This window comes from Arenimonas sp. MALMAid1274, assembly GCF_049195245.1.
In the GTDB taxonomy this organism is placed as follows: Bacteria; Pseudomonadota; Gammaproteobacteria; order Xanthomonadales; family Xanthomonadaceae; genus Arenimonas.
Genome location: NZ_JBMIRR010000022.1, coordinates 1 through 26282 on the forward strand (window position 1 = coordinate 1; position 26282 = coordinate 26282).

Genomic DNA, 26282 nt, shown 5'->3' on the forward strand with positions numbered 1-26282 from the left:
AACCACCCGATCCCATCCCGAACTCGGAAGTGAAACGCAGCTGCGCCAATGGTAGTGTGGCCTAAGCCATGCAAGAGTAGGTCATCGCCAGGGTTTTTATCCCTAAAACGCCGCCCCACACAGGGCGGCGTTTTTCTTTGCTCCGCGTTCGTCGTCAAAGTCCCGCGAATGCGGTCGCATGCCTGGCGTCCCGCACCGGCCCACTGGAGTTGGTGCCGGAGAATCGCCCGTTACCCAGGTTCAGTATTCCGCCGAAACTCAGCGCCGGCACGGGTTCGTCTGGCAATTCGTTGTCCTGCAGCGTCAGTCCATCGGCCTCCACGCTGCCGAAATTGAGGATGCCTCCGGCCGCCGCAAGGGTCGGGTGCCGGCCCAGCGTCCGGTTGTCATGGATGTGCGTCTGCTCCAGGCGCATCTGCCCGTAGTTGAGCACCGTGCCGGCGTCACGCCGCACGCCGAGCACGTGGTTGTAGGCGATTTCTCCGCCGGTCGCCGTCAGGCTGCCGTGGTTGAGCACGATTGCCGGCAGCCGCCGTACCGAGCTGTCGACCAAGTCCACGTTGGCCAGGTGCAGGTCGCCAAAGTTGCGCAGGGCCCCGTCGGTGCCCTCGGCCAGCACCAGGTTCTCGATGCGCACCTCGGCACCTTCCTCCACCTGCAGCAGTGCCGCGGGGGTGGCCATGTAGCCGCGGATCTCGGCATGGTTGCCGACGATCGTCAGTTCGCCCTTGAGCGAAGGCAGCAGCAAACCTTCCTGCGCCTCCTGGCTGAGGATGTAGAAACCATTGCGGGCCAGCACGATCGTGTCGGGGCCGGGCCGCTCGTTGGCCAGGCGCAGCGCCGCCACCAGACCGGCGCCATCGTTGTTGGCTATTTCCACCCGGTCGGATTGCCCGCAGCCGCCGAGGCTGGCCAGGGACAGGACGAGCGCGGCACACGGTAGGGCGTGGCGAGACATGGCGAGATCTCCGGTCGGGGGTGCCTCCACCATCACCGAGCCGGCTAGAGCATCGACTCCGCCGCGATGGCGTTGAATCGAACGTCGCGACCGCCGGCACCCCTTCACGCCGCGTCGACAAGCCTCGAACGGCGTGTTATCTAACCGTAACAATCCAGCGTGTGAAGACCGGGCCGTGGCGGTACCGGTTCCCGCCGGATCGCACGGCCCCGCGCCGTTGGGAAGGCACGTGCAACCGAACCCCCGCTGCAGATCATGGCCGTAAGCCCGGACTCCCACCCGACGGCGACGCTGGACCAGGCCCTGGCCCACGCCGCCCGCCTGCTCGATCGCGAACCGGCGCTGGCCCTGGCCCAGGCCGACGAAATCCTTCGCAGCGTCGGCCCGCACCCGCCGGCCCTGCTGCTGCGCGCCCTGGCCAACGATGCCTGCGGCCGATCCGACCTGGCACTGGGCGAACTGCGCACGCTGGCCAGGCAACACCCCGCCTGGGCGGCCCCGCGCATCGAACTGGGCCTGCGCCTGGGCCGGTCGGGCCGCGGCGACGAAGCCATCGCCGAGCTCCGCGCAGGACTGGCGCTGTCGCCCACCCATCCCACGGCCTGGCTGGCCCTCGGCGATCACCTCGGCGCCACCGGCGACTCCGAGGCCGCAGACGCGGCCTATGCACACCATGTCCGCCACGCCTCCGGCGATCCCCGCCTGATGGCGGCGGCCGACGCGCTGATCGCCAACCGCATCCCCGAGGCCGAAGCCCTGCTCAAGGCGCACCTGCAGCGCAGCCCCACCGACGTGGCCGCGATCCGCATGCTGGCCGAAGTCGCGGCGCGGCTCGGCCGGCTCGAGGATTCTGAAGTGCTGCTCGACCGCTGCGTGCAGCTGGCCCCGCGCTTCCAGGCGGCCCGGCAGAACTACGCGATGGTGCTGCACCGGGCCAACAAGCCGGCCGAGGCGCTGGCGCAGATCGACCACCTGCTGGCCGACGACCCGGGCAACGCCAGCGCCCGCAACCTCAAGGCCGTGGTGCTCTGCCGCATCGGCGACTACCTGCCGGCGATCGAACTCTACGACGGCATCCTGGCGGAATACCCCGACCACGGCCGCATCTGGCTCAGCTTCGGCCACGCGCTCAAGACCGCCGGCCTGCGCGACCGCGCCATCGCCGCCTACCGCCGCAGCATCGCGCTCGATCCCGGCTTCGGCGAGGCCTACTGGAGCCTGGCCAACCTCAAGACCTTCCGTTTCGAACCCGCCGACCTGCACGCCATGGCCGAGCAGCTCGAGCGCAGCGACCTGGATGCCGAGCAGCGCTGCCAGTTCGAATTCGCGCTGGGCAAGGCGCACGAAGATGCCGGCGATTACGCGGCGTCCTTCGCGCACTACGACCAGGGCAACCGGCAGCGCCGCGCCAGCCTGCCCTATCGCCCGGAGGACGCCACCACCCGCGTACGCCGGTCGCGCGAACTTTTCACCCCGGACTTCCTGGCCCGCCGAACCGGCCAGGGCCATCCCGCGCCCGACCCGATCTTCGTGGTCGGCCTGCCGCGCTCGGGCTCCACCCTGGTCGAGCAGATCCTGTCGAGCCATTCCGCCGTCGAGGGCACGATGGAGCTGCCCGAGGTGATTGCGCTGACCCACGACCTGCGTCGCGAGGGCAGCGGCGCGTCCTACCACGACGTGCTGGCCACGCTGGACGCCGACCGCCTGCGTGAGCTGGGCGAGCGCTACCTGGCCCGCACGCGGGTGCAGCGCAAGACCGATGCGCCGCACTTCATCGACAAGATGCCGAACAACTTCTTCCACGCCGGGCTGATCCACCTGATGCTGCCGAATGCGCGCATCGTGGACGTGCGCCGGCATCCGCTGGCCTGCTGTTTCTCCGGCTACAAGCAGTACTTCGCCCGCGGCCAGAACTTCAGCTACGGCCTGGACGACATCGGCCGCTATTACCGCGACTACCTGGCGCTGATGGCGCATTTCGACCAGGTGTTGCCCGGCCGCATCCACCGGGTGGTGTACGAAGACCTGGTGCAGGACACCGAAGCCCAGGTGCGGGCCCTGCTCGACTACTGCGGCCTGCCGTTCGAACCCGGCTGCCTGCGCTTCTTCGAGAACGCGCGCCCGGTGCGCACCGCCAGCTCCGAGCAGGTGCGCCAGCCGATCTACCGCGAAGGCCTCGACCACTGGCGGCACTACGAGCCCTGGCTCGGCCCGCTGAAACAGGCCCTGGGCCCCGCCCTGGACACCTATCCCGACGCGCCGCCGCACAGCGCCTCGGATCCGATCCAATCCACCACCACCACCACGGGGAGTGCGTCATGAAGGGGAGACACCAACCTCGCAGGCCGGGAGCGATGGCGAGGCTGCCGCTCGCCACCGCGATCTGCCTGGCGATGAGCAGCGCCGCCTGGGCGCAGGAGAGCACCGAAGAAGCGCCGGTGCTCGACGCGATCACGGTCACCGCGCAGAAACGCGAAGAGAACCTGCAGAAGGTGCCGATCAGCATCCAGGTGCTGGGCACCGAGCAGCTCGACGAGCTGCACGTGACCGACTTCGAGGACATCGCGACCCAGTTCCCCAGCGTGTCCTTCCAGCGGCTGGGCGAAGTGCCCAGCAACTTCCAGGTCTACATGCGCGGCGTCGCCAGCGGCGGCGACGGCAACCACTCCGGGCCGCTGCCCAGCGTCGGCGTGTACCTGGACGAACAGCCCGTCACCACCATCCGCGGCGCCGTCGACATCCATCCCTACGACATCGAGCGGGTGGAAGCGCTGGCCGGACCGCAGGGCACGCTGTACGGCGCCAGCTCGCAGTCGGGCACGATCCGCATCATCACCAACAAGCCCGATCCCAGCGGGTTCGCGGCCGGCTACGGGCTGGAGTTCAATTCGATCAGCGAGGGCGGCACCGGCCACGTGGCGGAAGGTTTCATCAACCTGCCCATCGGCGAGCGCGCCGCGATCCGCCTGGTGGCCTGGGACCGCGACGACGCCGGCTTCATCGACAACGAGTACGGCGAGCGCACCTTCCCCAGCTCCGGCATCACCATCAACAACGCCGGCGTGGCCCGCGACGACTACAACTTCGGTGACACCACCGGTGCCCGCGCCGCGCTGAAGATCGACCTCAACGACAACTGGTCGATCACGCCCAGCGTGATCACCCAGCGCCAGGATATCAACGGCAGCTTCGGCGTCGATCCCGACGTAGGCGAGCTCGACACCAACCAGTACTACCCGCAGACCTCGGAAGACCGCTGGACCCAGTCGGCGCTGACCGTGCAGGGCCGCATCGGCAACTTCGACGTCACCTACGCCTTCGCCCACCTCGACCGCGACCTGGACACCGAGTCGGACTACAACGACTACGCGTACTGGTACGACACGCTGTTCGGCTACGGCACCTACTTCTACGACGACAACGGCGACCTGGTGAACCCGTCGCAGTACATCCAGGCCACCAACGGCTACAAGAAGCAGAGCCACGAGCTGCGCATCGCCTCGCCCTCCGAGAACCGCTTCCGCTTCGTGGCCGGCGTGTTCTGGCAGAAGCAGGACAACGACATCCAGGAGCGCTACCGCATCGACGACCTGGCCGACTCGCTGTCGGTCACCGGCTGGCCCGACACGATCTGGCTCACCCGCCAGCAGCGCGAGGACCAGGACCAGGCCTTCTTCGGCGAGCTGTCCTACGACATCACCGACCGGCTCACCGCCACCGCCGGCATGCGATTCTTCAAGGTGGACAACAGCCTGCGCGGTTTCTTCGGCTTCAACGACGGCTATTCGTCCAACCCGACGTATGGCGAGGGCGCCTGCAACACGCAGAACCTGCCGCCGTACCCGAATGCCCCGTGCGAGGTGTTCAACAAGACGGTCAAGGAAGACGACTCGCTGGGACGCTTCAACCTCAGCTACCAGATCAACGACAACGCGATGGTGTACGCCACGTGGTCGGAAGGCTTCCGTCCGGGCGGCATCAACCGCCGCGGCACGCTGGCGCCGTATCTCACCGACTACCTCACCAATGTGGAGTTCGGCTGGAAGTCTACCTGGGCCGACGGGCGGCTGAACTTCAACGGCGCGGTGTTCTCGCAGGACTGGGAGGATTTCCAGTTCGCCATCCTGGGCCAGAACGGCCTGACCGAGATCAAGAATGCCAACAACGCCCGCATCCGCGGCCTGGAGGCCGACCTGAGCTGGGCCGCCACCTACAACCTGCGGCTGTCGGGCGGCATCGCGCTGTACGACGCCAAGCTGACCGAGAACTACTGCGGCTTCACCGACGCCAACGGCAATCCGGAAACCAACTGCGCGTCGCCCGAAGCGCCCGACGGTGCCCGCCTGCCGATCACGCCCAAGTTCAAGGCCAACGTGACGGCGCGCTACACCTTCGACGTGGGCAGCTTCGAGGCGCACGTGCAGGGCCAGCTCTCGCACGAGGGCGAGCGGCGCACCGACCTGCGCACGGCGGAGCGGCTGATCCTGGGCCAGCTGGACGAATACTCCATGCTCGACCTCACCGCCGGTTTCGGTCGCAACAACTGGAACGTGGACTTCTACGTCAAGAACGTGCTGGACGAACGCGCCGAACTGTCGCGCTTCACCCAGTGCGCCGAGGCCGTCTGCGGCGACCAGGCGTACACCGTGGTAGCGCGCCCCCGCACCTTCGGCGTCCGCTTCTCCCAGGACTTCTAGTCCCGGCCAATCCGGGGTCAGAGTGCGTTTATCTTCGCGCTGACGCGCGGCCAAGATAAACGCACTCTGACCCCGGATTTGTTTTTAGCGCAGGGCGTAGCCGAACTGCTGGCGGAACTGTTCGGCGAACTCTTCGTAGTCGAAGCGCTGGTTCTGCGGACCCAGGTGCTCGATCTTCAGGGCGCCCATCAGCGAGGCGATGCGGCCGGTGGTGGCCATGTCCATGCCGTTCATCAGGCCGAAGATCAGGCCCGCGCGGTAGGCGTCGCCGCAGCCGGTGGGGTCCACCACGCGCATCGCGTTGGCGGCGGGGATGTGCAGCAGGCCGCCCTTGGCGTGCACTTCCGAGCCGGTCGGGCCGCGGGTGACGATGTAGGCCTCCACGCGCTCGGCGATCTGTTTCTCGCTCAGGCCGGTCTTGTCCTGCAGCAGGCTGGACTCGTAGTCGTTCACGGTCACGTAGGTGGCCTGCTCGATCATCGTGGTCAGCTCCTTGCCGTTGAACAGCGGCATGGCCTGGCCCGGGTCGAAGATGAACGGGATGCCGAGCTCGGCGAATTCCTTGGAGTTCTGAAGCATGGCCTCGTAGCCGTCCGGGCCGACGATGCCGAAGCCGATGTCGGCCACGTCGCGCACGTGGTTCTCGTACGACCGCATCATCGCGCCCGGATGGAAGGCGGTGATCTGGTTGTCGTCCAGGTCCGTGGTGATGAAGGCCTGGGCCGTGAACAGGTCCGACAGCTCCTTGACGTGGTCCAGCCGGATGTCGCAGGCCTCGAAATGCTCGCGGTAGGGACCGAAGTCCTGGCCGACGGTCGCCATCGGCACCGGGTTTCCGCCCAGCAGCTTGAGGTTGTAGGCGATGTTGCCCGCGCAGCCGCCGAATTCCCGGCGCATGCGCGGCACCAGGAAGGACACGTTCAGGATATGGACCTTGTCCGGCAGGATGTGGTTCTTGAACTGGTCCTGGAACACCATGATGGTGTCGTAGGCCAGGGAACCGCAGATCAGGGCAGAAGGCATCGTCGGACCTCGAAGGTGGGGGCGGTCGGTCCGGCCCCGGGAAAGGGCCACATGTTAGCGTGGCGCGAGGGCGAAGGCACGGGAAAAACGCCGGTTTTCCTTGCCGGGGCCGGGGGTGGTTGGTAACCTACTCAATCCCCAAAACCCCCATTTCCCAAGGCTTCCCCCAGATGTTCAAGAAGCTCCGCGGCCTGTTTTCGAACGACCTGTCGATCGACCTGGGCACCGCCAACACCCTCATTTTCGTCCGCGGACAGGGCATCGTGCTCAACGAGCCTTCCGTGGTCGCCGTCCGCCACAGCCAGGGCGGCCGTGAAGTGGCCGCCGTCGGCGCCGAAGCCAAGAAGATGCTCGGCCGCACGCCCGGCAACATCACCACGCACCGGCCCATGAAGGACGGCGTCATCGCCGACTTCACGCACACCGAGGAAATGCTCAAGCAGTTCATCAAGAAGGTGCACACCTCGCGCTTCCTGCGGCCCAGCCCGCGGGTGCTGATCTGCGTGCCCTGCGGTTCCACCCAGGTCGAGCGCCGCGCCATCAAGGAGTCGGCCGAAGAGGCCGGCGCCCGCGAGGTCTACCTGATCGAGGAGCCCATGGCCGCGGCCATCGGCGCCGGCATCCCGGTGGACGAAGCGCGCGGCTCGATGGTGATCGACATCGGCGGCGGCACGTCCGAAGTCGCGGTCATCTCGCTCAACGGCATTGTCTACTCGCAGTCGGTGCGCATCGGCGGCGACCGCTTCGACGACGCCATCATCAACTACGTGCGCCGCAACCACGGCACCCTGATCGGTGAAACCACCGCCGAGCGCATCAAGCTCGAGATCGGCTGCGCCTTCCCGCAGGCCGTGGTCAAGGAGATGGAAGTCTCCGGCCGCAACCTCGCCGAGGGCGTGCCGCGCATGATCGTCATCAACTCCAACGAAGTGCTCGAGGCCCTGCACGAGCCGCTCAGCGGCATCGTCAGCGCGGTCAAGCAGGCGCTGGAGCAGACCCCGCCGGAACTCTGCGCCGACGTCGCCGAGCGCGGCATCGTGCTCACCGGTGGCGGCGCGCTGCTGCGCGACCTGGACAAGCTGATCTCCGAGGAAACCGGCCTGCACGTGCACGTCGCCGACGATCCGCTCACCTGCGTGGCGCGCGGCGGTGGCCGTGCGCTCGAGCTGATCGACATGCACGGCAACGAATTCTTCTCGCCGGAGTGATGCGGCCCAACGCCAGCCCCTGATGCCGTGGCCTACCCGGGTTCCGCCGCCGCGAGACTGAGCGAGAGCGCCGGCGGTACGCTGCCGCTGCTCGCCTACCTGGCCATCGCCATCGTGCTGATGGTGGCCGACCAGCGCGGCGGTTTCGCCGCGCAGCTGCGGCAGAAGGCCAGCGTGCTGGCCGAACCGGTCTGGTGGCTCGCCGCCTCGCCCGGCCGGCTGGCCGACGGCGTCGGCGAGCTCTTCAGCTCGCGCACCGAACTGCAGGACGACAACCAGCGCCTGCGCCGCGAACTGCAGGTGCACGCCAGCCGATTGCACCGCCTGGCCGCCGTGGCCGAGGAAAACCAGCGTCTGCGCGAACTGCTGGGCGGCACCCGCGGCTACAAGCTGTCGGCGCAGCTGGCCGGCATCATCGACATCGACCTGGATCCGTCGCGCCAGCGCATCGTGCTCGATTCGGGCAGCGACGACGGCGTGGTGGTCGGCCAGGCCATGATGGATGCCGGCGGCGTGCTGGGCCAGGTGATCGAAGTGACGCCGCGCCGCGCCACCGCGTTGCTGCTCACCGATCCCGAACACGCGATCCCGGTGCAGGTGGCCCGCTCGGGTCTGCGCACCATCGCCTACGGCACCGGCGACACCCAGGCGCTGAGCCTGCGCAACATCCCGCCCAGCGCCGACATTCGCGTTGGCGACCGCCTGGTTACGTCGGGCATCGGCGGCCGCTTTCCCGCCGGCTTTCCGGTCGGCGTGATCGAACAGCTCGAGCCCGACGTCACCCGCCGCTTCGTGGTGGCCGAGGCGCGACCGGCCGCGCGCCTCGACCGCGGGCTGGAGGTGCTGCTGGTCAGCAACACCCTGGATCAGGTGGACGTGGGTCCGGAAGCACCGCCCCCGCCGCCGCCCACGGAACCTGCGCCCGCCACGGAACCCGCCACCACCCCGGAGCCGCGCGCATGACCCGCGTCCCGTCCGGCTGGCTGATCTACGGCAGCCTGCTCGCCAGCCTGCTGGTGCTGGTGGTGCCGCTGCCCACCGGCATCGGCCTGGCGCGGCCTTACCTGTTGGCCATGCTGCTGTGCTACTGGATCCTGGAAGCGCCCGACCACGTGGGCCTGGGCACCGCGTTCATCGCGGGCCTGGCCGCCGACCTGGTCTCGGGCACGCTGCTGGGCGAACAGGCCATGCGTCTGGTGGTGCTCAGCTTCCTGGTGCAGCGCTTCCGCGCGCGGCTGCGCTTCTTCCCGCTGTGGCAGCAGGCGCTGGCGGTGTTCGCGCTGCTGCTCAACGACCGGCTGGTGGCGCTGGCCGTGCACGCCGCCAGTGGCGACGGCCTGCCGCCCTGGGGCACCTGGCTGTCGCCGGTGATCGGCTTCGCGCTGTGGCCCTGGCTGTTCCTGCTGCTGGACGAACTGCGGCTGCGCCTGCGCGAACGCGAGCGCGCGGGCTGAGCCATGCGAGCGCCGCGCCGGCAGAAACTCAAGAACGTCCTGGCCGAGGCCGAACAGTTCCGGCGCCGCGCCCTGCTGGGCTTCCTGGGCATCGCGCTGGCCATGCTCGGCCTCGCCGGCGGCTACTTCCGGCTGCAGGTGCTGCAGCACGAGGAGTACCAGACGCGCTCGGAGGCCAACCGCATCAAGCCGCGGCCGATCGTGCCCGCGCGCGGCCTGATCTTCGACCGCAACGGCCGCCTGCTGGCCGACAACGTGCCCGCCTATCGCCTGGAGATCGTGGCCGAGCAGGCCGGCGACCTCGATGCCACGCTGCAGGCCCTGGGCGAGCTGGTGGCCCTGGACCCGGAAGACGTGAAGCGCTTCCGCGACACCCGCAAGGTCACGCGCGGCTTCCGCCCGATCCCCATCAAGCTGCGCCTGGACGAAGGCGAGCTGGCGCGCCTGGCCGTGAACCGGCACCGCTTCCCGGGCGTGGAAGTGGTGCCCTACCTGACGCGGCGCTATCCGTATGGCCCGCTGTTCTCGCACATCATCGGCTACGTCGGCCGGGTGGACGTGGCCGACATCGAGGCGATGGGTGACAGCCGCAACGCGGCGCTTACCCACATCGGCAAGGCCGGCCTGGAGCGCTACTACGAGCCGCGACTGCGCGGCGAGATCGGTTACGAGGAAGTCGAGACCAATGTCGAAGGCCGCGCGCTGGGCGTGCTGCGCCGGCATGACGCCAAGCCCGGCGCCGACCTCTACCTGAGCGTGGACGCGCGCCTGCAGCAGGCGATGGTGGACGCGTTCGAAGGCAAGGACGGCGCCGCGGTGGCGGTGGATCCGGCCACCGGCGAAATCCTCGGCATGGTCAGCCTGCCGGGTTATGACCCCAACCTGTTCATCAACGGCATCAGCCACACCGACTGGCAGGCGCTGCAGGGGCCGTCGCGGCCGCTGTACAACCGCGTGGTGCTCGGTGGTTTCCCGCCCGGGTCCACCATCAAGCCCTTCATGGCGCTGGCCGGCCTGGAACTCGGCCTGCGCCGTCCCGAGGACCGCACCCTGTCCACCGGTGAATTCTTCCTGCCCGGTCAGGCGCGCGGCTACCGCGACTGGCGCGCCGGTGGCCATGGCTGGGTGGACCTGCGCGCATCGCTGGCGCAGTCGGTGAACACCTACTACTTCAAGCTGGCGGTGGAGATCGGCGTGGACCGGCTCGACACCTTCTTCCAGCGGCTGGGCTTCGGCGAACCCACCGGCATCGACCTCAGTGGCGAAATCTCCGGCGTGCGGCCTTCGCGCGCCTGGAAGCGGCGCCAGCTCAATGCCGACTGGTACCCCGGCGATACCGTCAACGCCGGCATCGGCCAGGGCTTCTGGGTGACGTCGCCGCTGCAGCTGGTGCAGGGCACGGCCATGATCGCCAACGGCGGCGTGCGCCACCGCCCGCACCTGGTGCGCGCCAGCCAGGCCGGCTTCGACCAGCCGCGCGTGCTGGAGCCGCAGCCGGCCGGCGTCCGCGTGGTGCCCGACGACGACAACCTTGCGGCGGTGAAGCTGGGCCTGGAAGACGTGATGCACGGGCCCGGCGGTTCCGGCCGCGTGGCCGCCGCCGGTGCGCCCTACCGCATGGCGGGCAAGTCCGGGACCGCGCAGCGCACCAGCCGGCGCGGCCTGGCCAGCACCAATCCGGCCAGCCTGCCTTACCACCTGCGCCACCAGGCCTGGTTCATCGCCTACGCGCCGGCCGAGAAGCCCACCATCGCCATCGCGGTGCTGGTCGAGCACGGCGGCTCGGGCTCGGGCGCGGCCGCGCCGGTGGCGCGCAAGATCCTGGACGCCTGGCTGGTGCCGCCGCCCGAGGACACCGCGCGATGATGCTGCTGCGCTGGCTGCGCGATGCGGGCATGCGCCTGCTCGACAAGGTGGACCTGCCGCTGCTGCTGGCGCTGCTGTGCGTGATGCTGATCAGCCTGGTGGTGCTGGCCAGCGCTTCGGGCGAGAACTCGCGGCTGGTGCTGTCGCAGGCGGTGCGCTTCGGCGTGGGCCTGGGCGCGATGGTGCTGGTCTCGCGGCTCACGCCCGCGCGCCTGCGCCTGTGGACCCCGGTGGCCTACGCGGGCAGCCTGGTGCTGCTGGCTCTGGTGTTCGTGTTCGGCTCGGGTCGCAGCGCCAACCTGTGGCTGGACCTGGGCGTGTTCTACCTGCAGCCCGGCGAACTGCTGAAGCTGTCGGTGCCGATGATGCTGGCCTGGTACCTGCACGGCGTGGTGCTGCCGCCGGGATGGAAGGCGCTGGCGGTGTGCGCCGCCATCATCGGCTTGCCGGTGGCGATGATCGTCAAGCAGCCCGACCTGGGCACGGGCATGCTGGTGGCGGCCTCGGGGGCGTTCGCGATCTACCTGGCCGGCATCGCCTGGTGGCGCATCGGCCTGTTCGTGGGCGGCGGCCTGGCCTCGCTGCCGGCGATCTGGCCCTTCCTGCTGCCGCACCAGCGCGAACGCGTGCTCACCTTCCTCGATCCCGAGTCCGACCCGCTGGGCACCGGCTGGAACATCATCCAGTCCAAGATCGCGATCGGCTCCGGCGGCATGGGCGGCAAGGGCTGGGGGCAGGGCAGTCAGGCACACCTGGACTTCCTGCCCGAGCACACCACCGACTTCATCTTCTCCGTGCTGTCCGAAGAGTGGGGCTGGCTCGGCGTGGTCACGCTGCTGGCGCTGTACCTGTTCATCGTCGGCCGCTGCATCTGGCTGGCGGTGGACGCGCGCGACGGGTACGCGCGCATCCTGGCCGGCGCCCTGGCGATGACCTTCTCGGTATACGTGATCGTGAACGGCGGCATGGTGGCCGGGCTGCTGCCGGTGGTGGGCGTGCCGATGCCCCTGCTCAGCTACGGCGGCACCTCGGCGGTGTCGCTGCTGGTGGGTTTCGGCATGGTGATGTCGGTGCATGCGCACCGCAAGTTCATGGGCTGAAAGCGGCCGTGGGCGCGGCTTTGCGTGGTAAATTGCCGCAACCCCGCCGTGAACCCGCCCATGCCCTGCAATCCCCTGCGCAAACTGTCCCGCCTCCTCGTCATCCTGCTGCTGGCCGTGGGCGGCACCGCCCTGGCGCAGGCACCCACGCCCGACGCCGCGCTGCGCGCCAGCTTCGTGGCCGAAGCCTCGGAAAAATACGGCCTCGCGCCGGCTGAAATCGAAGGCTGGCTGGCCCAGGCCGAGTACCGCCAGAGCATCGTGGACGCGATGTCGCGCCCGGCCGAGGCGGTGAAGCCCTGGAAGCACTACCGCCCCATCTTCATCACCGACCGCCGCATCGGCGACGGCCGCGCCTTCCTGGCCAAACATCGCGCCGGGCTCGACAAGGTCTCGGCCGAGACCGGCGTGCCGGCGGAAGTGATCGTCGCCATCATCGGCGTGGAAACCAGCTACGGCGGCAACACCGGCAGCTACCGCGTGCTCGATGCGCTGTACACGCTGGGCTTCTTCTATCCGGTCAGCGGCAAGCCCGAGCAGGTCGAGCGCGAAACCAGGCGCGGCCAGTTCTTCCGCGACGAACTGGCGCAGGTGATGCTGCTGGCCAAGGAAGAGAAGCTCGACCTCGCCGCGCTCAAGGGCAGCTATGCCGGCGCGATGGGCTATGGCCAGTTCATGCCGTCCAGCTATCGCGCTTATGCACGCGACGGTGACGGCGATGGCCGCCGCGACCTGTTCGGCTCGCTGCCCGACGTGTTCGCGTCGGTGGCCAACTACTTCGTCGCCCACGGCTGGCGCAAGGACGAGCCGGTGGTCGCGCGCGCGCAGGCCGAGGCCGGCGCCGCGCCGTTCGTGCCCGACACGCTGGAGGCCAAGTACAGCCTGGCCGAGCTCGGCGCGAAGGGCTATCGCCCGACCGAGGCGCAGGGCCACGACCTGGCCGCGACGCTCGTCACCTTCGAAGGCAACGACGGCGTCGAATACTGGCTGGGCTTCCGCAATTTCTACGCCATCACCCGCTACAACCGCTCGCCGATGTACGCGATGGCGGTGCACCAGCTCTCGCGCGAGATCGCGGCCGCGCCGGCCGTCGCCGCCGCTCCATGAGGCGGCTGCCGGGCCTGGTCCTGCTGGCCCTGCTGGCGGGCTGCGCCGACAAGCCGGTGAAGCCGGTGCTGCCCGAGCCGGTGTCCCGTGCCGGCACGCCGCGCGCCCTGCCGCCGCCGCCGCCCGCTGCCGCCGGCGTAGCGCCGGCCTGCGTGCAGGTGCGCGAACACCGCGACGAGGACTACACGCCCGGCGGCCTGTATGCGCCCGGCGTGCCCGACAGCGCCCCGCAGCACGCGCTCGACATCAGCGGCATCCCCGAGCCGGTGCCGCGCCCCGAGCCGGCCTCGCGCTTCGGCAACCGCACGCCCTACACCGTGCTGGGCAAGAGCTACCGCGTGCTGCCCAGCGCCGAAGGCTACGTCGAGCGCGGCGTGGCTTCGTGGTACGGCCAGAAATTCCACGGCCGGCACACCTCCAGCCGCGAGGTGTACGACATGTGCAGCTTCAGCGCCGCGCACAAGACGCTGCCGCTGCCCAGCTACGTGCGCGTCACCAACCTCGACAACGGCCGCAGCGCCATCGTGCGCGTCAACGACCGCGGCCCCTTCCACGCCGGCCGCATCATCGACCTCAGCTACGCCGCCGCGGTGAAGCTGGGCGTGGACCGCACCGGCACCGCACGCGTGGAAGTGCGAGCACTCACCGGCGGTGCGGAAATCGCCGCGGCGGCGCCCGCCACGCTGCCGCCGTCGCCGCCCGCGCCGACGGTGCAGGATTCGGCGCCGCAGATCGTGCAGGTCGGCGCCTACCGCGATCGTGGCAACGCGCACCGCATCGCGCGCCAGCTCGGCGATGCCGGCATTCCGTCGGTGCAGGTCGAGGAAGGGCAGGGCCAGGACGGCCCGATCTGGCGCGTGCGCGTCGGCCCGCTGGCCGCGCGGAAGGTCGAGGGCGTGCTGGCGACCCTGAAGGAACTGGGCCTGCCCAGCCCGCGAGTATTCAGCGAATGAGCGCTAGCATGTCCCGTCCGCGCGCCGTCGCGAGTCCCCCTCATCACCCCCGGCCGGGCCCATGCCCCGCCCCGTTCTGGAGCCACCCCCGGATGTCCGTTTCCCGCTTCTTCCTCGCCCTGACGGCCGCCCTGGCCACCACGGTCGCCCTGGCCCAGACCCCGACGCCGCAGCCCAAGCCCGCGCCCGCCCCGGCGGCCGCCCCGGCCCAGGCCGCGCCCACGCCGGCCGCGCCGGTGCCGCAGGGCAAGGCCTGGATCCTGATGGACCACGCCAGCGGCCAGGTGCTGGCGGGCGAGAACATCGACCAGCCGCTCGAACCGGCCAGCATCACCAAGGTGATGACGTCCTACGTGGTCGCCGCCGAAATGGCCTCGGGCAAGATCAAGGCCAGCGACATGGTGCGCATCAGCGAAAACGCCTGGCGCTCGGGTGGCGCGGGCACCGACGGCAGCTACAGCGCGCTGGCCATCAATTCCGAGGTCAAGCTCGATGACGTGCTGCACGGCCTGGTGATCCAGTCGGGCAACGACGCCGCGATCGCGCTGGCCGAGCACGTGGCCGGCAGCGAGTCGGCCTTCGTCGACCTGATGAACGCCTATGCCCAGCGCATCGGCATGAAGAACTCGCACTTCGAGAACGCGCACGGCCTCTCGGCCGAAGGCCACGTGATGACCGCGCGCGACATCGCGCTGCTGTCGCGCGCGCTGATCAACCAGTTTCCCGACCATTACGCGCTCTACAAGATCAAGGAATTCACCTACGGCGGCATCCAGCAGTGGAACCGCAACGGCCTGCTGTGGAAGGACGCCAGCGTCGACGGCCTCAAGACCGGCCATACCTCGGCCGCGGGCTACTGCCTGGCCGCGTCGGCCAAGCGCGGCGACCAGCGCCTGATCTCGGTGGTGCTGGGCATCGACACCACCAGCCGCAGCGAAGGCTTCAAGGCCCGCGAGCAGGGCAACCTGGCCCTGCTCAACTGGGGCTTCCGCTTCTTCGAGACCCACGCGGTCTATACCGCCGGCCAGAAGGTCGCCGACCAGCGCCTGTGGCGTGGTGACGTCGAAAACGTCGCCTTGGGCGTGACCGACCCGCTGCTGGTGACCCTGCCGCGTGGCCGCTACGCCGACCTCAAGCCCACCATGAACGTGCCCCGCCAGCTGGTGGCGCCGATCAAGAAGGGCCAGCAGATCGGCACGGTCAGCTTCACGCTGGACGGCAAGGTGGTGGCCGAGCGTCCGCTGGTGGCCCTGGCCGACGTCGCCGAGGGTGGCTTCTTCAGCCGCATGAGCGACGATTTCTGGCTGTGGTGGGAAAGCGAATAACGCCCCGCCCGCAGGCTTGGGAGCGGCGCTTCCCGGCCCCATAATGGCCGCATGAGTATCCAGTCCGACAACCCCGAGCACGGCTTCCAGTTCCCCGGCATCTTCGAAATCAGTGCGATGGGGTCGGCCGAGGCCGACCTGCACCTGGTGATGCCGATGGTGCTCGAGGCCCTGGGCCTGACCGTCTATCCCGACCGCATCCGGATCAAGCCCTCGTCCAAGGGCAACTACGTGTCGGTCACGCTGGTGTTCGAGGCGCACTCGCGCGAGGACTACGACGCCGCGCACGGCGCGCTGCGCGAGCACCCGGCGGTGAAGTGGACGCTGTAGCGGCCTGCGCGGTTGCGGCCGCCGCGCCCGCGCCGGCGGCGCGCGACTGGATCGTGCGCGACCTGGGCCGCCAGCCTTACGAACCGGTGTGGCGCGCCATGCAGCGGCTCACCGATGCCCGCGATGCGGATACCGACGACGAGCTTTGGCTGGTCGAACACGACCCGGTGTTCACCCTGGGCCAGGCCGGCAAGCCCGAGCACGTGCTCGCGCCGGGCGACATCCCGGTGGTGCAGGTGGACCGCGGCGGCCAGGTCACCTACCACGGCCCCGGCCAGCTGGTGGCCTACCCGCTGGTGGACCTGCGCCGCCTGGGCCTGGGCGTGCGCGAGCTGGTGTGCCGCATCGAACAGGCCGTGATCGACGTGCTGGCCGGGCAGGGCATCGACGCCCAGCGCAAGCCCGGTGCGCCCGGCATCTACGTGGACGGCGCCAAGATCATGGCCCTGGGCCTGCGGGTGCGCCGCGGCTGCAGCTTCCACGGCCTGGCCTTCAACCTGGCGATGGACCTGGCGCCGTTCCGGCGCATCAACCCCTGCGGCTACGAGGGGCTGGCCGTGACCTCGGTGCTAGACTTGGCCGGTCCCGGGGCCCTGCCGGCGATCAAGCCCGCCCTGGTGCAGGCGCTGTCCCGCGGCCTCGGCCTGCAGGCCCGGGTGTCGCCCGCGCTGCCCGACCTCTCCCTTTCCGCCTGAGCTGCCATGTCCGACTCCGCCAAGACCATCCCGCTGCAGGTGCTGGGTTCGCCCCTGGTCGAGGGCGTGAAGCAGCTGGGCGGCGACAAGATCGGCAAGAGCCCGGTCAAGTTCGACGAAAACGCGCCGATCCTGCGGAAGCCCAGCTGGATCCGGGTGCGCATTCCGGCCGGCAACGCGGTGGCCAAGCTCAAGTCCAAGCTTCGCGAGAACCGCCTGGTCACGGTCTGTGAAGAGGCCAGCTGCCCCAACATCCACGAGTGCTTCAGCCACGGCACCGCCACCTTCATGATCCTGGGCGAGGTGTGCACGCGCCGCTGCAGCTTCTGCGACGTGGCCCACGGCCGGCCCAAGCCGCCGGATGCCAGCGAGCCGGCCAGCCTGGCCCGCACGGTGGCCGACATGGGCCTGCGCTACGTGGTGATCACCTCGGTGGACCGCGACGACCTGCGCGACGGCGGTGCCCAGCATTTCGCCGACTGCATCCGCGAGGCCCGCGCGCTGTCGCCCGAGCTCAAGATCGAGATCCTGACCCCGGATTTCCGCGGCAAGGGCCGCATGGACCGCGCCCTGGAAATCCTGGCCACGAACCCGCCCGACGTGTTCAACCACAACCTGGAAACCGTGCGGGAGCTGTATGCCAACGTGCGCCCCGGCGCCGACTACGACTGGTCCCTGCAGCTGCTGCAGCGCTTCAAGGCCCAGCACCCGGGCGTGCCCACCAAGTCGGGCATCATGCTGGGCCTGGGCGAGGACCACGACCAGGTCCTGGGCGCGCTGCGCGACCTGCGCGCCCACGACGTGGACATGGTCACCATCGGCCAGTACCTGCAGCCCACTCCGCACCACCACCCGGTGATCCGCTACTGGACCCCGGACGAATTCAAGACCCTGGAAACCGAAGGCCTGGCGATGGGCTTCACGCACGTGGCTTCGGGCCCGATGGTGCGCTCGTCCTACCATGCCGACCGCATGGCCGCCGACGCCGGCTACGTGGCTTAAAGCTCCCGTTCACGCCCCCGTGTGTTGCAGGCAGGGTGCTGTTCACGGCACGTTTCCCCGGTATCGTGCCTTATCACTATTGGCACACGCCCGGTCCCCGCGCCGGGCGCATGCTGACCTCCTGACGCCTCTGGAACCGACATGCTCAAGCACAAGCTGATCGCCCTCTCCGCCGTGCTGCCGCTGGCCCTGGCCGTGGCCGCCACCACGTCGCCCGCGCCGGGCCCGACGCCGGCCGCCAGCTACCAGCCCAGCGCCGAGCAGGCCGCGGCCGCGCGCATGGTCTACGGCATCCTGTCCGACAGCCGCTACGTCTACCGCGCCAAGCCGCTGGACGATGCGCTGTCGACCGAAATCCACCGCCGTTACCTGGAATCGCTCGACGGCCAGAAGCTGTTCTTCACCCAGGCCGACATCACGCGCTTCCAGCCCTTCGCGCAGCGCCACGACGACGCCATCAAGAACCAGCAGCTCGGCGCCGCCTACGACATCTTCCGCACCTACGTGCAGCGCGTGGACGAGCGCGTGGCCTTCGCGCGCGCGCTGCTGGCCAAGCCCTTCGACTTCAGCACCGACGAGACCTGGGCCTACGACCGCGAGGACGCGCCCTGGGCCGCCGACAGCAAGGCCCTGGACCAGCAGTGGGCCAAGTACGTCAAGAACGACGCGCTGCGCCTGCGCCTGGCCGGCCGCAGCCAGGACGAGATCCGCAAGACGCTGGACAAGCGCTACGCCGGCCTGGCCTCGCGCGTGCACGAGCTGCGCGCCGACGACGTGTTCGAAACCTTCATGAATGCATACGCGACCTCGATCGACCCGCACACCAGCTACATGTCGCCGCGCAGCGCCGAAAACTTCAACATGCAGATGCGGCTGTCGCTGGAGGGCATCGGCGCGGTGCTGCAGCGCCAGGAAGAGTTCGTGGTCATCCGCACCATCGTGCCGGGCGGCCCCGCCGGCACCGGCGGCAAGCTCAAGGTCGGCGACCGCGTGGTGGCCGTGGGCCAGGGCGCCAGCGGCCCGATGACCGACGTGGTGGGCTGGCGCATCGACGACGTGGTGGCGCTGATCCGCGGCAAGAAGGGCACCCAGGTGCGCCTGGACGTGCTGCCGGCCGAGGCCGGCGTGGACGCCAAGCCGCAGCTGGTCAGCATCGTGCGCGACAAGGTCAAGCTCGAGGAGCAGGCCGCGCAGAAGCGCGTGATCACGGTCGGCGACCGCCGCATCGGCGTGGTCGAGCTGCCCACCTTCTACCTGGACTTCGACGCCCGCCGCCGCGGCGACAAGGACGCGCGCTCGGCCACGGTGGACGTGGCCAAGCTGCTGCGCGAACTGCGCACCGAAAACGTCGACGGCGTGGTGATCGACCTGCGCGACAACGGCGGCGGCTCGCTGCTGGAAGCGGTCGAGCTCACCGGCCTGTTCATCGACCAGGGCCCGGTGGTGCAGGTGCGCGAGACCGGCGGCCGCGTCAGCGTGGAAGCCGACGACGAAACCGGCGTGGCCTGGGACGGCCCGCTGGCGGTGCTGGTGAACCGCAGCTCGGCCTCGGCCTCGGAAATCTTCGCCGCCGCCATCCAGGATTACGGCCGCGGCCTGATCATCGGCGAGCCGACCTTCGGCAAGGGCACGGTGCAGAGCCTGATCGACCTGGACCGCTTCCCGCGCAAGGACGACACCAAGTTCGGCCAGGTGAAGCTGACCGTGGCGCAGTTCTTCCGCGTCGACGGCGGCACCACCCAGCACGCCGGCGTGGTGCCCGACCTGCAGTTCCCGGTCAGCCTGGACGCCAGCGAGTACGGCGAGAGCAGCTTCGACAACGCGCTGCCCGCCACCCGCATCGCGCAGGCCCCGCACGGCAACCTGGGCAACTTCAGCAAGCTCAGCCCGCAGCTGCGCGCCCAGCACGAGGCGCGCGTGGCCAAGGACCCGGAGTTCAGCTGGTGGTCGCAGGACGTCGCCACCTTCCGCGCCGAGCGCGAGAAGAAGGTGATCTCGCTCAACGAAGGCGTGCGTCGCGCCGAGCGCGACCGGCTGGAGGCCGAGCGCAAGCAGCGTGACGCCGAGCGCAAGGCCGCCGGCCTCGACACCGATGCGCTCGCCCGCGCCGACGACGGCCTGAGCAGCAGCGAGCGCAGCGTGGCCGAGCAGGCCGCCGACGAGGAAGCCGCCAAGAAGCGCCCCGATCCGCTGCTGCGTGAATCGGCCGCGATCCTGGCCGACGCCCTGGACCTGCTGTCGGGCGACACCTCGCTGACCGCGCAGGTGCTGCCGGTGACGCGCCAGGCCAAGGTCTGGGCGGAGTAAGCGTTTCCGCAAGATCCGGATAGCCGGCGCCGCGTGCGCCGGCTAGTTTGAGCGCATGGAAACCCACGCCATCGCCCGCCCCACGCCCGACCGCCGCCTCGACCATGCCCGTCGCCTGCTGGACCAGCAGGACCTGGGCCTGGACGCGCTCGGCGCCGCCGTCGGCCTCAGCCCCACGCATCTGCAGCGCCGCTTCCGCGAGGTCTTTGGCCTGAGTCCGGCCGAGTACCGGGCTCAGCGCCGCCTGGCCACGCTCAAGCGCGGCCTGCGCGCAGGGCAGGGCGTCACCCGCGCGCTGTACGAAGCAGGCTATGGCTCGCCCAGCCGCGTTTATGAAGACGGCGCCGCCAAACTGGGCATGCCGCCGCTGGCCTACGGCCGCGGCGGCGAAGGCCTGCAGATCCGCTGGTCGCTGGTGGCTACCGTGCTCGGCCAGGCCCTGGTCGCGGCCACCGAGCGCGGCATCTGCGCGGTGTCCCTGGGCGAGGACGCCAACGCGCTGGAGCGCGAACTTCGCGAGGAGTTCCCACGCGCGCAGCTGCAGCGGGTGGACAGCGGCCGCGATGCCTTCCTGGCGCCGAGACTGCGTGCGGTCGCCGACGCGCTGGCGCAGAAGTCCGGCCAGGTGCCGGTGGAACTGATCGGCACCGCGTTCCAGCAGCGCGTGTGGCAGGCCCTGATGAAGATTCCCGCGGGCCAGACCCGCAGCTACGCCGAGCTCGCCGTCGAACTCGAGGCCCCACGCGCCGCGCGTGCCGTGGCCCGCGCCTGCGCCAGCAATCGCGTGGCGGTGCTGGTGCCCTGCCACCGCGTGATCCGCGGCGACGGCACGCCGGGGGGCTATCGCTGGGGACTGCCGCGCAAGCAGGCGCTGCTGGGCGCAGAATCCCGGTCCACCCCACGGGCCAAGCAGACGCGCGAATGACCCCCGACAAACCGGCCGCGCCGTCCGCCCTCGCGGTCGGCCTGGCGCTCGCCTCGGTCTACCTGGTCTGGGGATCGACCTATCTGGCGATCCGCGTCGGACTGGAAGGCTATCCGCCCTTCCTGATGGGTGGCCTGCGCTTCCTCGCGGCCAGCGCGGTGTTCTACGCCTTCCTGCGCTGGCGCGGCCACGCCCCGCCCACCCGCGCGCAGTGGAAGAACGCCGCGGTGATGGGGTTTTTCATGATGCTGATGGGCAATGGCCTGGTGAACTTCGCCGAGCAGTCGGTGTCCTCGGGCCTGGCGGCGATTGCCGTGGCCTCGATGCCGCTGTGGGCGGCGCTGTTCGGCGTGATGAAACGCCAGCATCCCAGCCGCGGCGAGTGGCTGGGGCTGGCGATCGGTTTCGTCGGCGTGGTGTGGCTGAACCTGGGCAGCGAGATGCGCGCCAGCCTCGGCGGCATGCTGGCGCTGCTGATGGCGCCCATCGCCTGGGCCTGGGGCTCGGTGTGGAGCCGTGGCCGCGACCTGCCCGCGCCCTTCATGAGCACGGCGGCGCAGATGATCTGCGGCGGCGTGGCAATGACGGCGCTGGGCCTGGCGCTGGGCGAACGCATCGTCGAGGTCCCGCCGCTGCGGGCCACGCTGGCCGTGGGCTACCTGGCGGTGTTCGGTTCCATCCTGGCCTTCAGCGCCTACGTGTGGCTGCTGCAGAACGTGCGCCCGGCGCTGGCCACCAGCTATGCCTACGTCAACCCGCCGATCGCGCTGCTGCTGGGGGCGTTGCTGCTGGGCGAGCGCTTCGAGGCCAGCGCGGTGGGGGCGATGGGGGTGATCCTGTTGGGGGTGGTCATCATTACGCGGGCGAAGGCGCGGGTGGGGTGACGCGGTTTTTTGACGCGGATTTTTTTGACGCGGATTGACGCGGATGGACGCGGATAGAAGCTGGTTTATGGGTCGGGGGCCGGGTGGGCTTTGGTGCCTCTCAGGATTGCCAGGCGGGCGAGGAACCAGGGGCGGCTTTCCATGGGGGCGCTTTTGCCGCAGCGGACGCGGTAGGGCTGGCCGCTGAGGCTGCTGCGGGTGGCGGCCAGGTCGATGAAGGTTTCGGTGTCCGGCAGCGGCGTGCGCTTGCGGACGTGCTCGTACTTGCGGCGCAGGTGGCCGGCCGCCCGCGGGCCGTCGTACCAGCGGCCATTGCGGTTGAACTCGCAGCCCGAGGACGCCAGCCCGGCGATCAGCGCCGTGACCTCCCGATCCACCTCCGCCGGCTCAGCGGCGCCACACCATCCCGCAAGCGAACAAAGTGCAAGCAGGACCAGCAGCCTCGTCATCCGCACAGGACGCCGCTCATCTGCACAAGGCTCTATCCGCTTTCATCCGCGCAAATCCGCGGCCAAAACCTACGCCCCCGGACACGCCCCACCGCCCTCCACCCAGGTCCTGAATGCCGCCACGAACTCCGCATGCGGCACCGGCACCGGCGCTCGCTCGCCGCCCGGCTCCCAGCCCCACAGCACCAGCTTGTCTTCGCTGACGTGCTTGAGCATGGCCTCGAAATCGCGGCCGCCGTTGAGCGACTCGTCCTGGATCATCCGGCACAGCTCGGGTGCCGACAGGCCGATCCAGGCCATCTTCATGTCCGGCGGCGGCAGCGCCCAGTGCGGTGCGCCCGGCGGTGCGTGCGGCCCATAGCTGGCCGGCGGATTGGACTCGGCGTGGCAGGCGCTGCAGGGCAGGCCCGGCGCGCCCTTGCCTTCCGGGCCGCGCACCACGTTCTGCGCATGCGGCAGGCCGGCGTCGAACTGCAGCGGCGCGTCGCCCGGGATGTGGCAGTTCTGGCAGCGCGGATGCTGGAACACCTGCTGCACGGTGGCGAAGGCGGCGACGGCCGCCTGCTTTTTTTCCGTGGAAGGACCGCAGGCGGCCAGCGGCAGGGCAAGGGCAAGCAGGATGAGGCTGCGCATGATCATCTCCTCAGCCCGCCGCCAGCTGCAGGGGCAGCTCGCGCAGGCGCTGTCCGGTGAGTGCGAACACTGCATTGGCGACCGCCGGCGCCACCGGCGGCACGCCGGTTTCGCCGATGCCGCCCATCTTTTCGCCGCTGTCGAGGATGTGCACCTCTACCACGGGCATTTCGTTGAGACGCAGCACGCGGAAGTCGTGGTAGTTCGATTCGACCACGCGGCCGTCCTTGAAGCTCAGGCGGCTGTGCAGCGCCGCGCTGAGGCCAAAGGCGACGCAGGACTCCATCTGCGCGGCGACGTTGCCGGGATTCACGGCCATGCCGCAGTCGACGGCCACCACCACGCGATGCACGCGCGGCGCACCGTTCTCGATCGAGACTTCGGCCACCTGCGCGCAGAAGCTGCCGAACGAAGCGTGCACCGCGATGCCGCGGGCGCGGCCTTCGGGCAGCGGCTGTCCCCAGTTCGCCTTTTCGGCGGCCAGGTTGAGCACGCCCAGGTGGCGCGGATCGTCCTTGAGCAGCTTGCGGCGGTATTCCACCGGGTCCTGCCCGGCGGCGCTGGCCAGTTCATCCACCAGCGACTCCATCACGAAGCCGGTGTGGCTGTGGCCCACCGAGCGCCACCACAGCACCTTGATGCCGGTCTGCGGCGAATGCAGGTCCACGCGATGGTCCTTCACCGCCTTGAGGTAGGGCGAATCCGACACGCCCTCGACCGAGGTGTGGTCGATGCCGTTGTGCACCATCATCGCTTCCATCGGCGTGCCGGTGGCCAGCGACTGGCCCACCAGCACCTGGTGCCAGGCGGTGGGCAGGCCATCGTCGCCCAGCGCGACCGCAGCCTTGTGCAGGAAGGCCGAGCGGTAATAGCCGCCGCGGATGTCGTCCTCGCGGGTCCAGACCGTCTTCACCGGCACGCCCGCAGCCTTGGCCACGTGCACCGCCTCGCTGACGAAGTCCGATTCCGCGGTGGCGCGGCGGCCGAAGCCGCCGCCGAGGAAAGTCGTGTGGATGGTGACCTGCTCGGGCTTGAGGCCGGTGATGGCGGCGGCCGACATCTGTTCCAGCGTCTGGAACTGGGTGCCGGTCCAGATCTCGCATTGGTCGTCGCTGATCTTCACCGTGCAGTTGAGCGGCTCCATCGGCGTATGCGCCAGGTAGGGCAGCAGGTACTCGGCCTCAACTTTCTTGCCGGTCGCGCCCGACAGCGCCGTGGCGGCGTCGCCGGCCGTGGCGGCCGGCATGCCCTCGGTGCCGGCCAGGCGGCGGAACTCCTCGCGCAGCGCGTCGCTGTCCAGGCCCGCGTTCGGACCCAGGTCCCACTGGATCTCGAGCGCATCGCGGCCGAGCTTGGCCGCCCAGAAATGATCGGCGACCACGGCCACGCCGCTGGGCACCTGCACGACCTGGCGCACGCCGGGAATCGCCTTGGCGACGCTGTCGTTGAACGAAGTGACGGTGGCGCCGAACACCGGCGCGCGCGCCACCAGCGCCGTCATCAGGCCATCGAACTGCACGTCCATGCCGAAGATGGCGCGGCCGGTGATCTTCTCCAGCGAATCCAGCCGCTTCGGCGACTGGCCGATGACCTTCCAGTCCTTCTTTTCCTTGAGCGCGACGTTCGCCGGCGCCGTCAGCTGCGACGCGGCGTCGGCGAGTTCACCGTAACGCGCACGCTGGTCGCCGGCGATCACTTCGCCATTTTCGGTGCGGCATTCCGAGGCGGCTACGCCGAACTTCGCGGCCGCCGCCTGCACCAGCAGGGCGCGCGCCGTGGCGCCCGCGTTGCGGTAGCGGTCGAATTCCGAAAACGTAGTGGTGGAGCCGCCGGTGCCCTGCATGCCGAACACCGGGCTGGCGTACACCGGCGCGGCGGGCGCGTGCTCGACCTTGATCTTCGACCAGTCGGCGTCGAGTTCTTCGGCGATCAGCATCGGCAGCGTGGTCCAGATGCCCTGGCCCATTTCCGAATGCGCCAGCAGCACGGTGACGCTGTCATCGGTACCGATGCGCAGGAAGGCGTTGGGCGTGAACCCGCCCGCGGGCTCCTGCGCCATCGCGAAACGGCGTGCGCCCGGCACGGTGAAGGCCACCACCAGGCCACCGCCGAGAACGGCGCTGGCCTTGAGGAAGGTTCTGCGGGAAAGCGAGGTTTCGACGTTCACGGGGGTTCTCCGTTGAACTGCAGCGCCGCCGGGACCGGCGGCGCGAAGGGGAATCAGGCCTTGCCGATCTCGGCGGCGCGGTGCACGGCGGCGCGGATGCGCGGATACGTGCCGCAGCGGCAGAGGTTGCCGCTGAGCGCGGCATCGATCTGGGCATCGTCGGGATTGTTGACCACCTGCAGCAAGGCCACGGCGGCCATGATCTGGCCCGACTGGCAGTAGCCGCACTGCACCACATCCAGCTCGGCCCAGGCCTTCTGCACCGGATGGCTGCCGTCGGCCGACAGGCCTTCGATGGTGGTGACCTTGCGCGCGCCGATCGCCGAGACCGGCGTGACGCAGCTGCGCAGCGGCGTGCCGTCCACGTGTACCGTACACGCGCCGCACTGCGCGATGCCGCAGCCGAACTTGGTGCCGGTGAGTCCCATCAGGTCGCGCAACACCCAAAGCAGCGGCATGTCGGCGGGCGCATCGACCTCGTGGTCGGTGCCATTCACGGAAAGCTTCATGACCATCCCTCGCGGCGGCTAGGCGTCTGCGTCGAGGTTACTCCCGCCGCGTGACGACTCCAAGCGCGGCGGCTAACCCATCGGAGGGAGGTCGGCCGGAACGTCCACGTCCTGCGCCAGGGCCGGGGCAGGCACGGCCTTCACCTCGGACGCGCGTTCGCGCAGCAGGTCGCGGGCGCCGCGGTCGCCCGACAGGCCGGACAGCGCGGCGAACCACGTGCGCGGCAGCAGGGCCGGCACCCCCAGCACGCCGGCGTAGGCACTGGAGACGGCGGTACCGGGCGCGGCGGCGGCCGCGGCCAGCAGCGCGTGAAGATGGGCCGCGTCCAGGCCGGGCTGGTCGCACAGCAGCACCAGGGCGGCATCGCATCGGGGCGACAGCGCGGCCAGCCCGTCACGCAGGGAAGCGCCCAGGCCGATCGTCCAGTCCGGGCAAACCACCGTGCGCAGCGGCAGACCGGTCACGGCCGCCGCCACCTCGTCGGCGCGCGCGCCCAGCACCAGCACGGCATCCGCCGGCGCGGTGGCCAGGCCCAGCCGGGCCGCGCGGTGCACCAGGGTTTCACCGTCGATACGCAGCAGCTGCTTGGCCTGGCCGAGCCGGCGCGAGCCGCCCGCGGCCAGCACCAGCAATCCGTGGCGGGCGCTCATCGTGCCGGCCCGGGAGTGCTGCGCGCGCGTGGCCCCGCC

General features: G+C 69.9%; 23 protein-coding genes and 1 rRNA gene. 17 read left to right on the plus strand and 7 right to left on the minus strand.

Going from position 1 to position 26282, the window contains the following annotated elements; translation table 11 throughout:
* A 5S ribosomal RNA gene (rrf, locus tag ACOQFR_RS02380) occupies positions 1–93 on the plus strand; the annotation flags it as partial.
* A 61-nt stretch (positions 94–154) separates the two neighbouring features.
* On the opposite strand, the gene ACOQFR_RS02385 is transcribed toward rrf, so the two are convergent.
* Positions 155–958 (minus strand): hypothetical protein, encoded by an 804-nt coding sequence (locus ACOQFR_RS02385; protein ID WP_421378112.1) that lies wholly within the window; start codon positions 956–958, stop codon positions 155–157.
* Positions 959–1213: 255 nt separating this feature from the next.
* On the opposite strand from ACOQFR_RS02385, the gene ACOQFR_RS02390 reads away from it, so the two are divergent.
* Both ACOQFR_RS02390 and ACOQFR_RS02395 read left to right on the plus strand, forming a co-directional pair.
* Entirely contained in the window at positions 1214–3280 is a 2067-nt protein-coding gene (locus ACOQFR_RS02390; protein ID WP_421378114.1) for a sulfotransferase, read from the plus strand.
* Between the two features lie 32 nt (positions 3281–3312).
* Positions 3313–5655: a TonB-dependent receptor gene (locus ACOQFR_RS02395; protein ID WP_421378116.1), complete on the plus strand. Its 2343-nt coding sequence runs from the start codon at positions 3313–3315 to the stop codon at positions 5653–5655.
* A gap of 84 nt (positions 5656–5739) precedes the next feature.
* Here ACOQFR_RS02395 and ACOQFR_RS02400 read toward each other — a convergent pair whose 3' ends face one another.
* Complete coding sequence (locus tag ACOQFR_RS02400; protein ID WP_421378118.1) at positions 5740–6678, minus strand: carbohydrate kinase family protein; 939 nt, start codon at positions 6676–6678, stop codon at positions 5740–5742.
* 170 nt (positions 6679–6848) lie between these two features.
* Between ACOQFR_RS02400 and ACOQFR_RS02405 the strand changes: the two genes are divergently transcribed.
* The 14 genes from ACOQFR_RS02405 (at position 6849) to yedA (ending at position 21834) form a co-directional block, all read left to right on the plus strand.
* Positions 6849–7886 (plus strand): rod shape-determining protein, encoded by a 1038-nt coding sequence (locus ACOQFR_RS02405; RefSeq protein WP_421378120.1) that lies wholly within the window; start codon positions 6849–6851, stop codon positions 7884–7886.
* Between the two features lie 27 nt (positions 7887–7913).
* The gene (gene mreC, locus ACOQFR_RS02410) at positions 7914–8849 is read left to right on the plus strand and encodes a rod shape-determining protein MreC (RefSeq protein WP_421378122.1); all 936 of its coding nucleotides are present in this window, start codon (positions 7914–7916) and stop codon (positions 8847–8849) included.
* Positions 8846–9340 carry a rod shape-determining protein MreD gene (gene mreD, locus ACOQFR_RS02415; protein ID WP_421378124.1) on the plus strand — a complete coding sequence of 165 codons (495 nt, stop codon included), beginning with the start codon at positions 8846–8848 and terminating at the stop codon, positions 9338–9340. The genes mreC and mreD overlap by 4 nt, the downstream gene beginning before the upstream one ends.
* A 3-nt stretch (positions 9341–9343) precedes the next feature.
* Positions 9344–11206: a penicillin-binding protein 2 gene (mrdA, locus tag ACOQFR_RS02420; protein WP_421378127.1), complete on the plus strand. Its 1863-nt coding sequence runs from the start codon at positions 9344–9346 to the stop codon at positions 11204–11206.
* Entirely contained in the window at positions 11203–12306 is a 1104-nt protein-coding gene (rodA, locus tag ACOQFR_RS02425) for a rod shape-determining protein RodA (RefSeq protein ID WP_421378129.1), read from the plus strand. The genes mrdA and rodA overlap by 4 nt, the downstream gene beginning before the upstream one ends.
* A 60-nt stretch (positions 12307–12366) precedes the next feature.
* Positions 12367–13413, plus strand: coding sequence for a lytic murein transglycosylase B (gene mltB / locus ACOQFR_RS02430; protein ID WP_421378131.1), 1047 nt, complete (start codon positions 12367–12369; stop codon positions 13411–13413).
* On the plus strand, positions 13410–14366 hold the full coding sequence (locus ACOQFR_RS02435; protein WP_421378133.1) for a septal ring lytic transglycosylase RlpA family protein: 957 nt from the start codon (positions 13410–13412) through the stop codon (positions 14364–14366). Before mltB ends, ACOQFR_RS02435 begins: the two co-directional genes overlap by 4 nt.
* Before the next feature lie 92 nt (positions 14367–14458).
* Entirely contained in the window at positions 14459–15691 is a 1233-nt protein-coding gene (locus tag ACOQFR_RS02440; protein WP_421378135.1) for a D-alanyl-D-alanine carboxypeptidase family protein, read from the plus strand.
* 51 nt (positions 15692–15742) lie between these two features.
* Positions 15743–16021, plus strand: a complete 279-nt coding sequence (locus ACOQFR_RS02445; RefSeq protein ID WP_421378137.1) for a DUF493 family protein — start codon at positions 15743–15745, stop codon at positions 16019–16021.
* The gene (lipB, locus tag ACOQFR_RS02450; protein WP_421378140.1) at positions 16009–16716 is read left to right on the plus strand and encodes a lipoyl(octanoyl) transferase LipB; all 708 of its coding nucleotides are present in this window, start codon (positions 16009–16011) and stop codon (positions 16714–16716) included. Before ACOQFR_RS02445 ends, lipB begins: the two co-directional genes overlap by 13 nt.
* A 6-nt stretch (positions 16717–16722) precedes the next feature.
* A complete protein-coding gene (lipA, locus tag ACOQFR_RS02455) occupies positions 16723–17718 on the plus strand; it encodes a lipoyl synthase (RefSeq protein WP_421378142.1) in 996 nt (331 codons plus the stop codon).
* Positions 17719–17859: 141 nt separating this feature from the next.
* Complete coding sequence (locus ACOQFR_RS02460; protein WP_421378144.1) at positions 17860–20025, plus strand: carboxy terminal-processing peptidase; 2166 nt, start codon at positions 17860–17862, stop codon at positions 20023–20025.
* A 55-nt stretch (positions 20026–20080) separates the two neighbouring features.
* A complete protein-coding gene (locus ACOQFR_RS02465; protein WP_421378146.1) occupies positions 20081–20950 on the plus strand; it encodes a methylated-DNA--[protein]-cysteine S-methyltransferase in 870 nt (289 codons plus the stop codon).
* Positions 20947–21834: a drug/metabolite exporter YedA gene (yedA, locus tag ACOQFR_RS02470; protein WP_421378148.1), complete on the plus strand. Its 888-nt coding sequence runs from the start codon at positions 20947–20949 to the stop codon at positions 21832–21834. Before ACOQFR_RS02465 ends, yedA begins: the two co-directional genes overlap by 4 nt.
* Before the next feature lie 65 nt (positions 21835–21899).
* On the opposite strand, the gene ACOQFR_RS02475 is transcribed toward yedA, so the two are convergent.
* The 5 genes from ACOQFR_RS02475 to ACOQFR_RS02495 all read right to left on the minus strand — a co-directional run bounded on the left by ACOQFR_RS02475 (position 21900) and on the right by ACOQFR_RS02495 (position 26243).
* On the minus strand, positions 21900–22211 hold the full coding sequence (locus ACOQFR_RS02475) for a DUF5329 family protein (RefSeq protein ID WP_421378150.1): 312 nt from the start codon (positions 22209–22211) through the stop codon (positions 21900–21902).
* A gap of 141 nt (positions 22212–22352) precedes the next feature.
* Positions 22353–22916, minus strand: a complete 564-nt coding sequence (locus tag ACOQFR_RS02480; protein ID WP_421378152.1) for a hypothetical protein — start codon at positions 22914–22916, stop codon at positions 22353–22355.
* A gap of 10 nt (positions 22917–22926) precedes the next feature.
* A complete protein-coding gene (locus ACOQFR_RS02485) occupies positions 22927–25083 on the minus strand; it encodes a molybdopterin cofactor-binding domain-containing protein (RefSeq protein ID WP_421378154.1) in 2157 nt (718 codons plus the stop codon).
* 53 nt (positions 25084–25136) lie between these two features.
* Positions 25137–25592, minus strand: a complete 456-nt coding sequence (locus ACOQFR_RS02490) for a (2Fe-2S)-binding protein (protein WP_421378156.1) — start codon at positions 25590–25592, stop codon at positions 25137–25139.
* A gap of 72 nt (positions 25593–25664) precedes the next feature.
* Positions 25665–26243, minus strand: coding sequence for a nucleotidyltransferase family protein (locus tag ACOQFR_RS02495; RefSeq protein WP_421378158.1), 579 nt, complete (start codon positions 26241–26243; stop codon positions 25665–25667).
* Between the last annotated feature and the right edge of the window lie 39 nt (positions 26244–26282).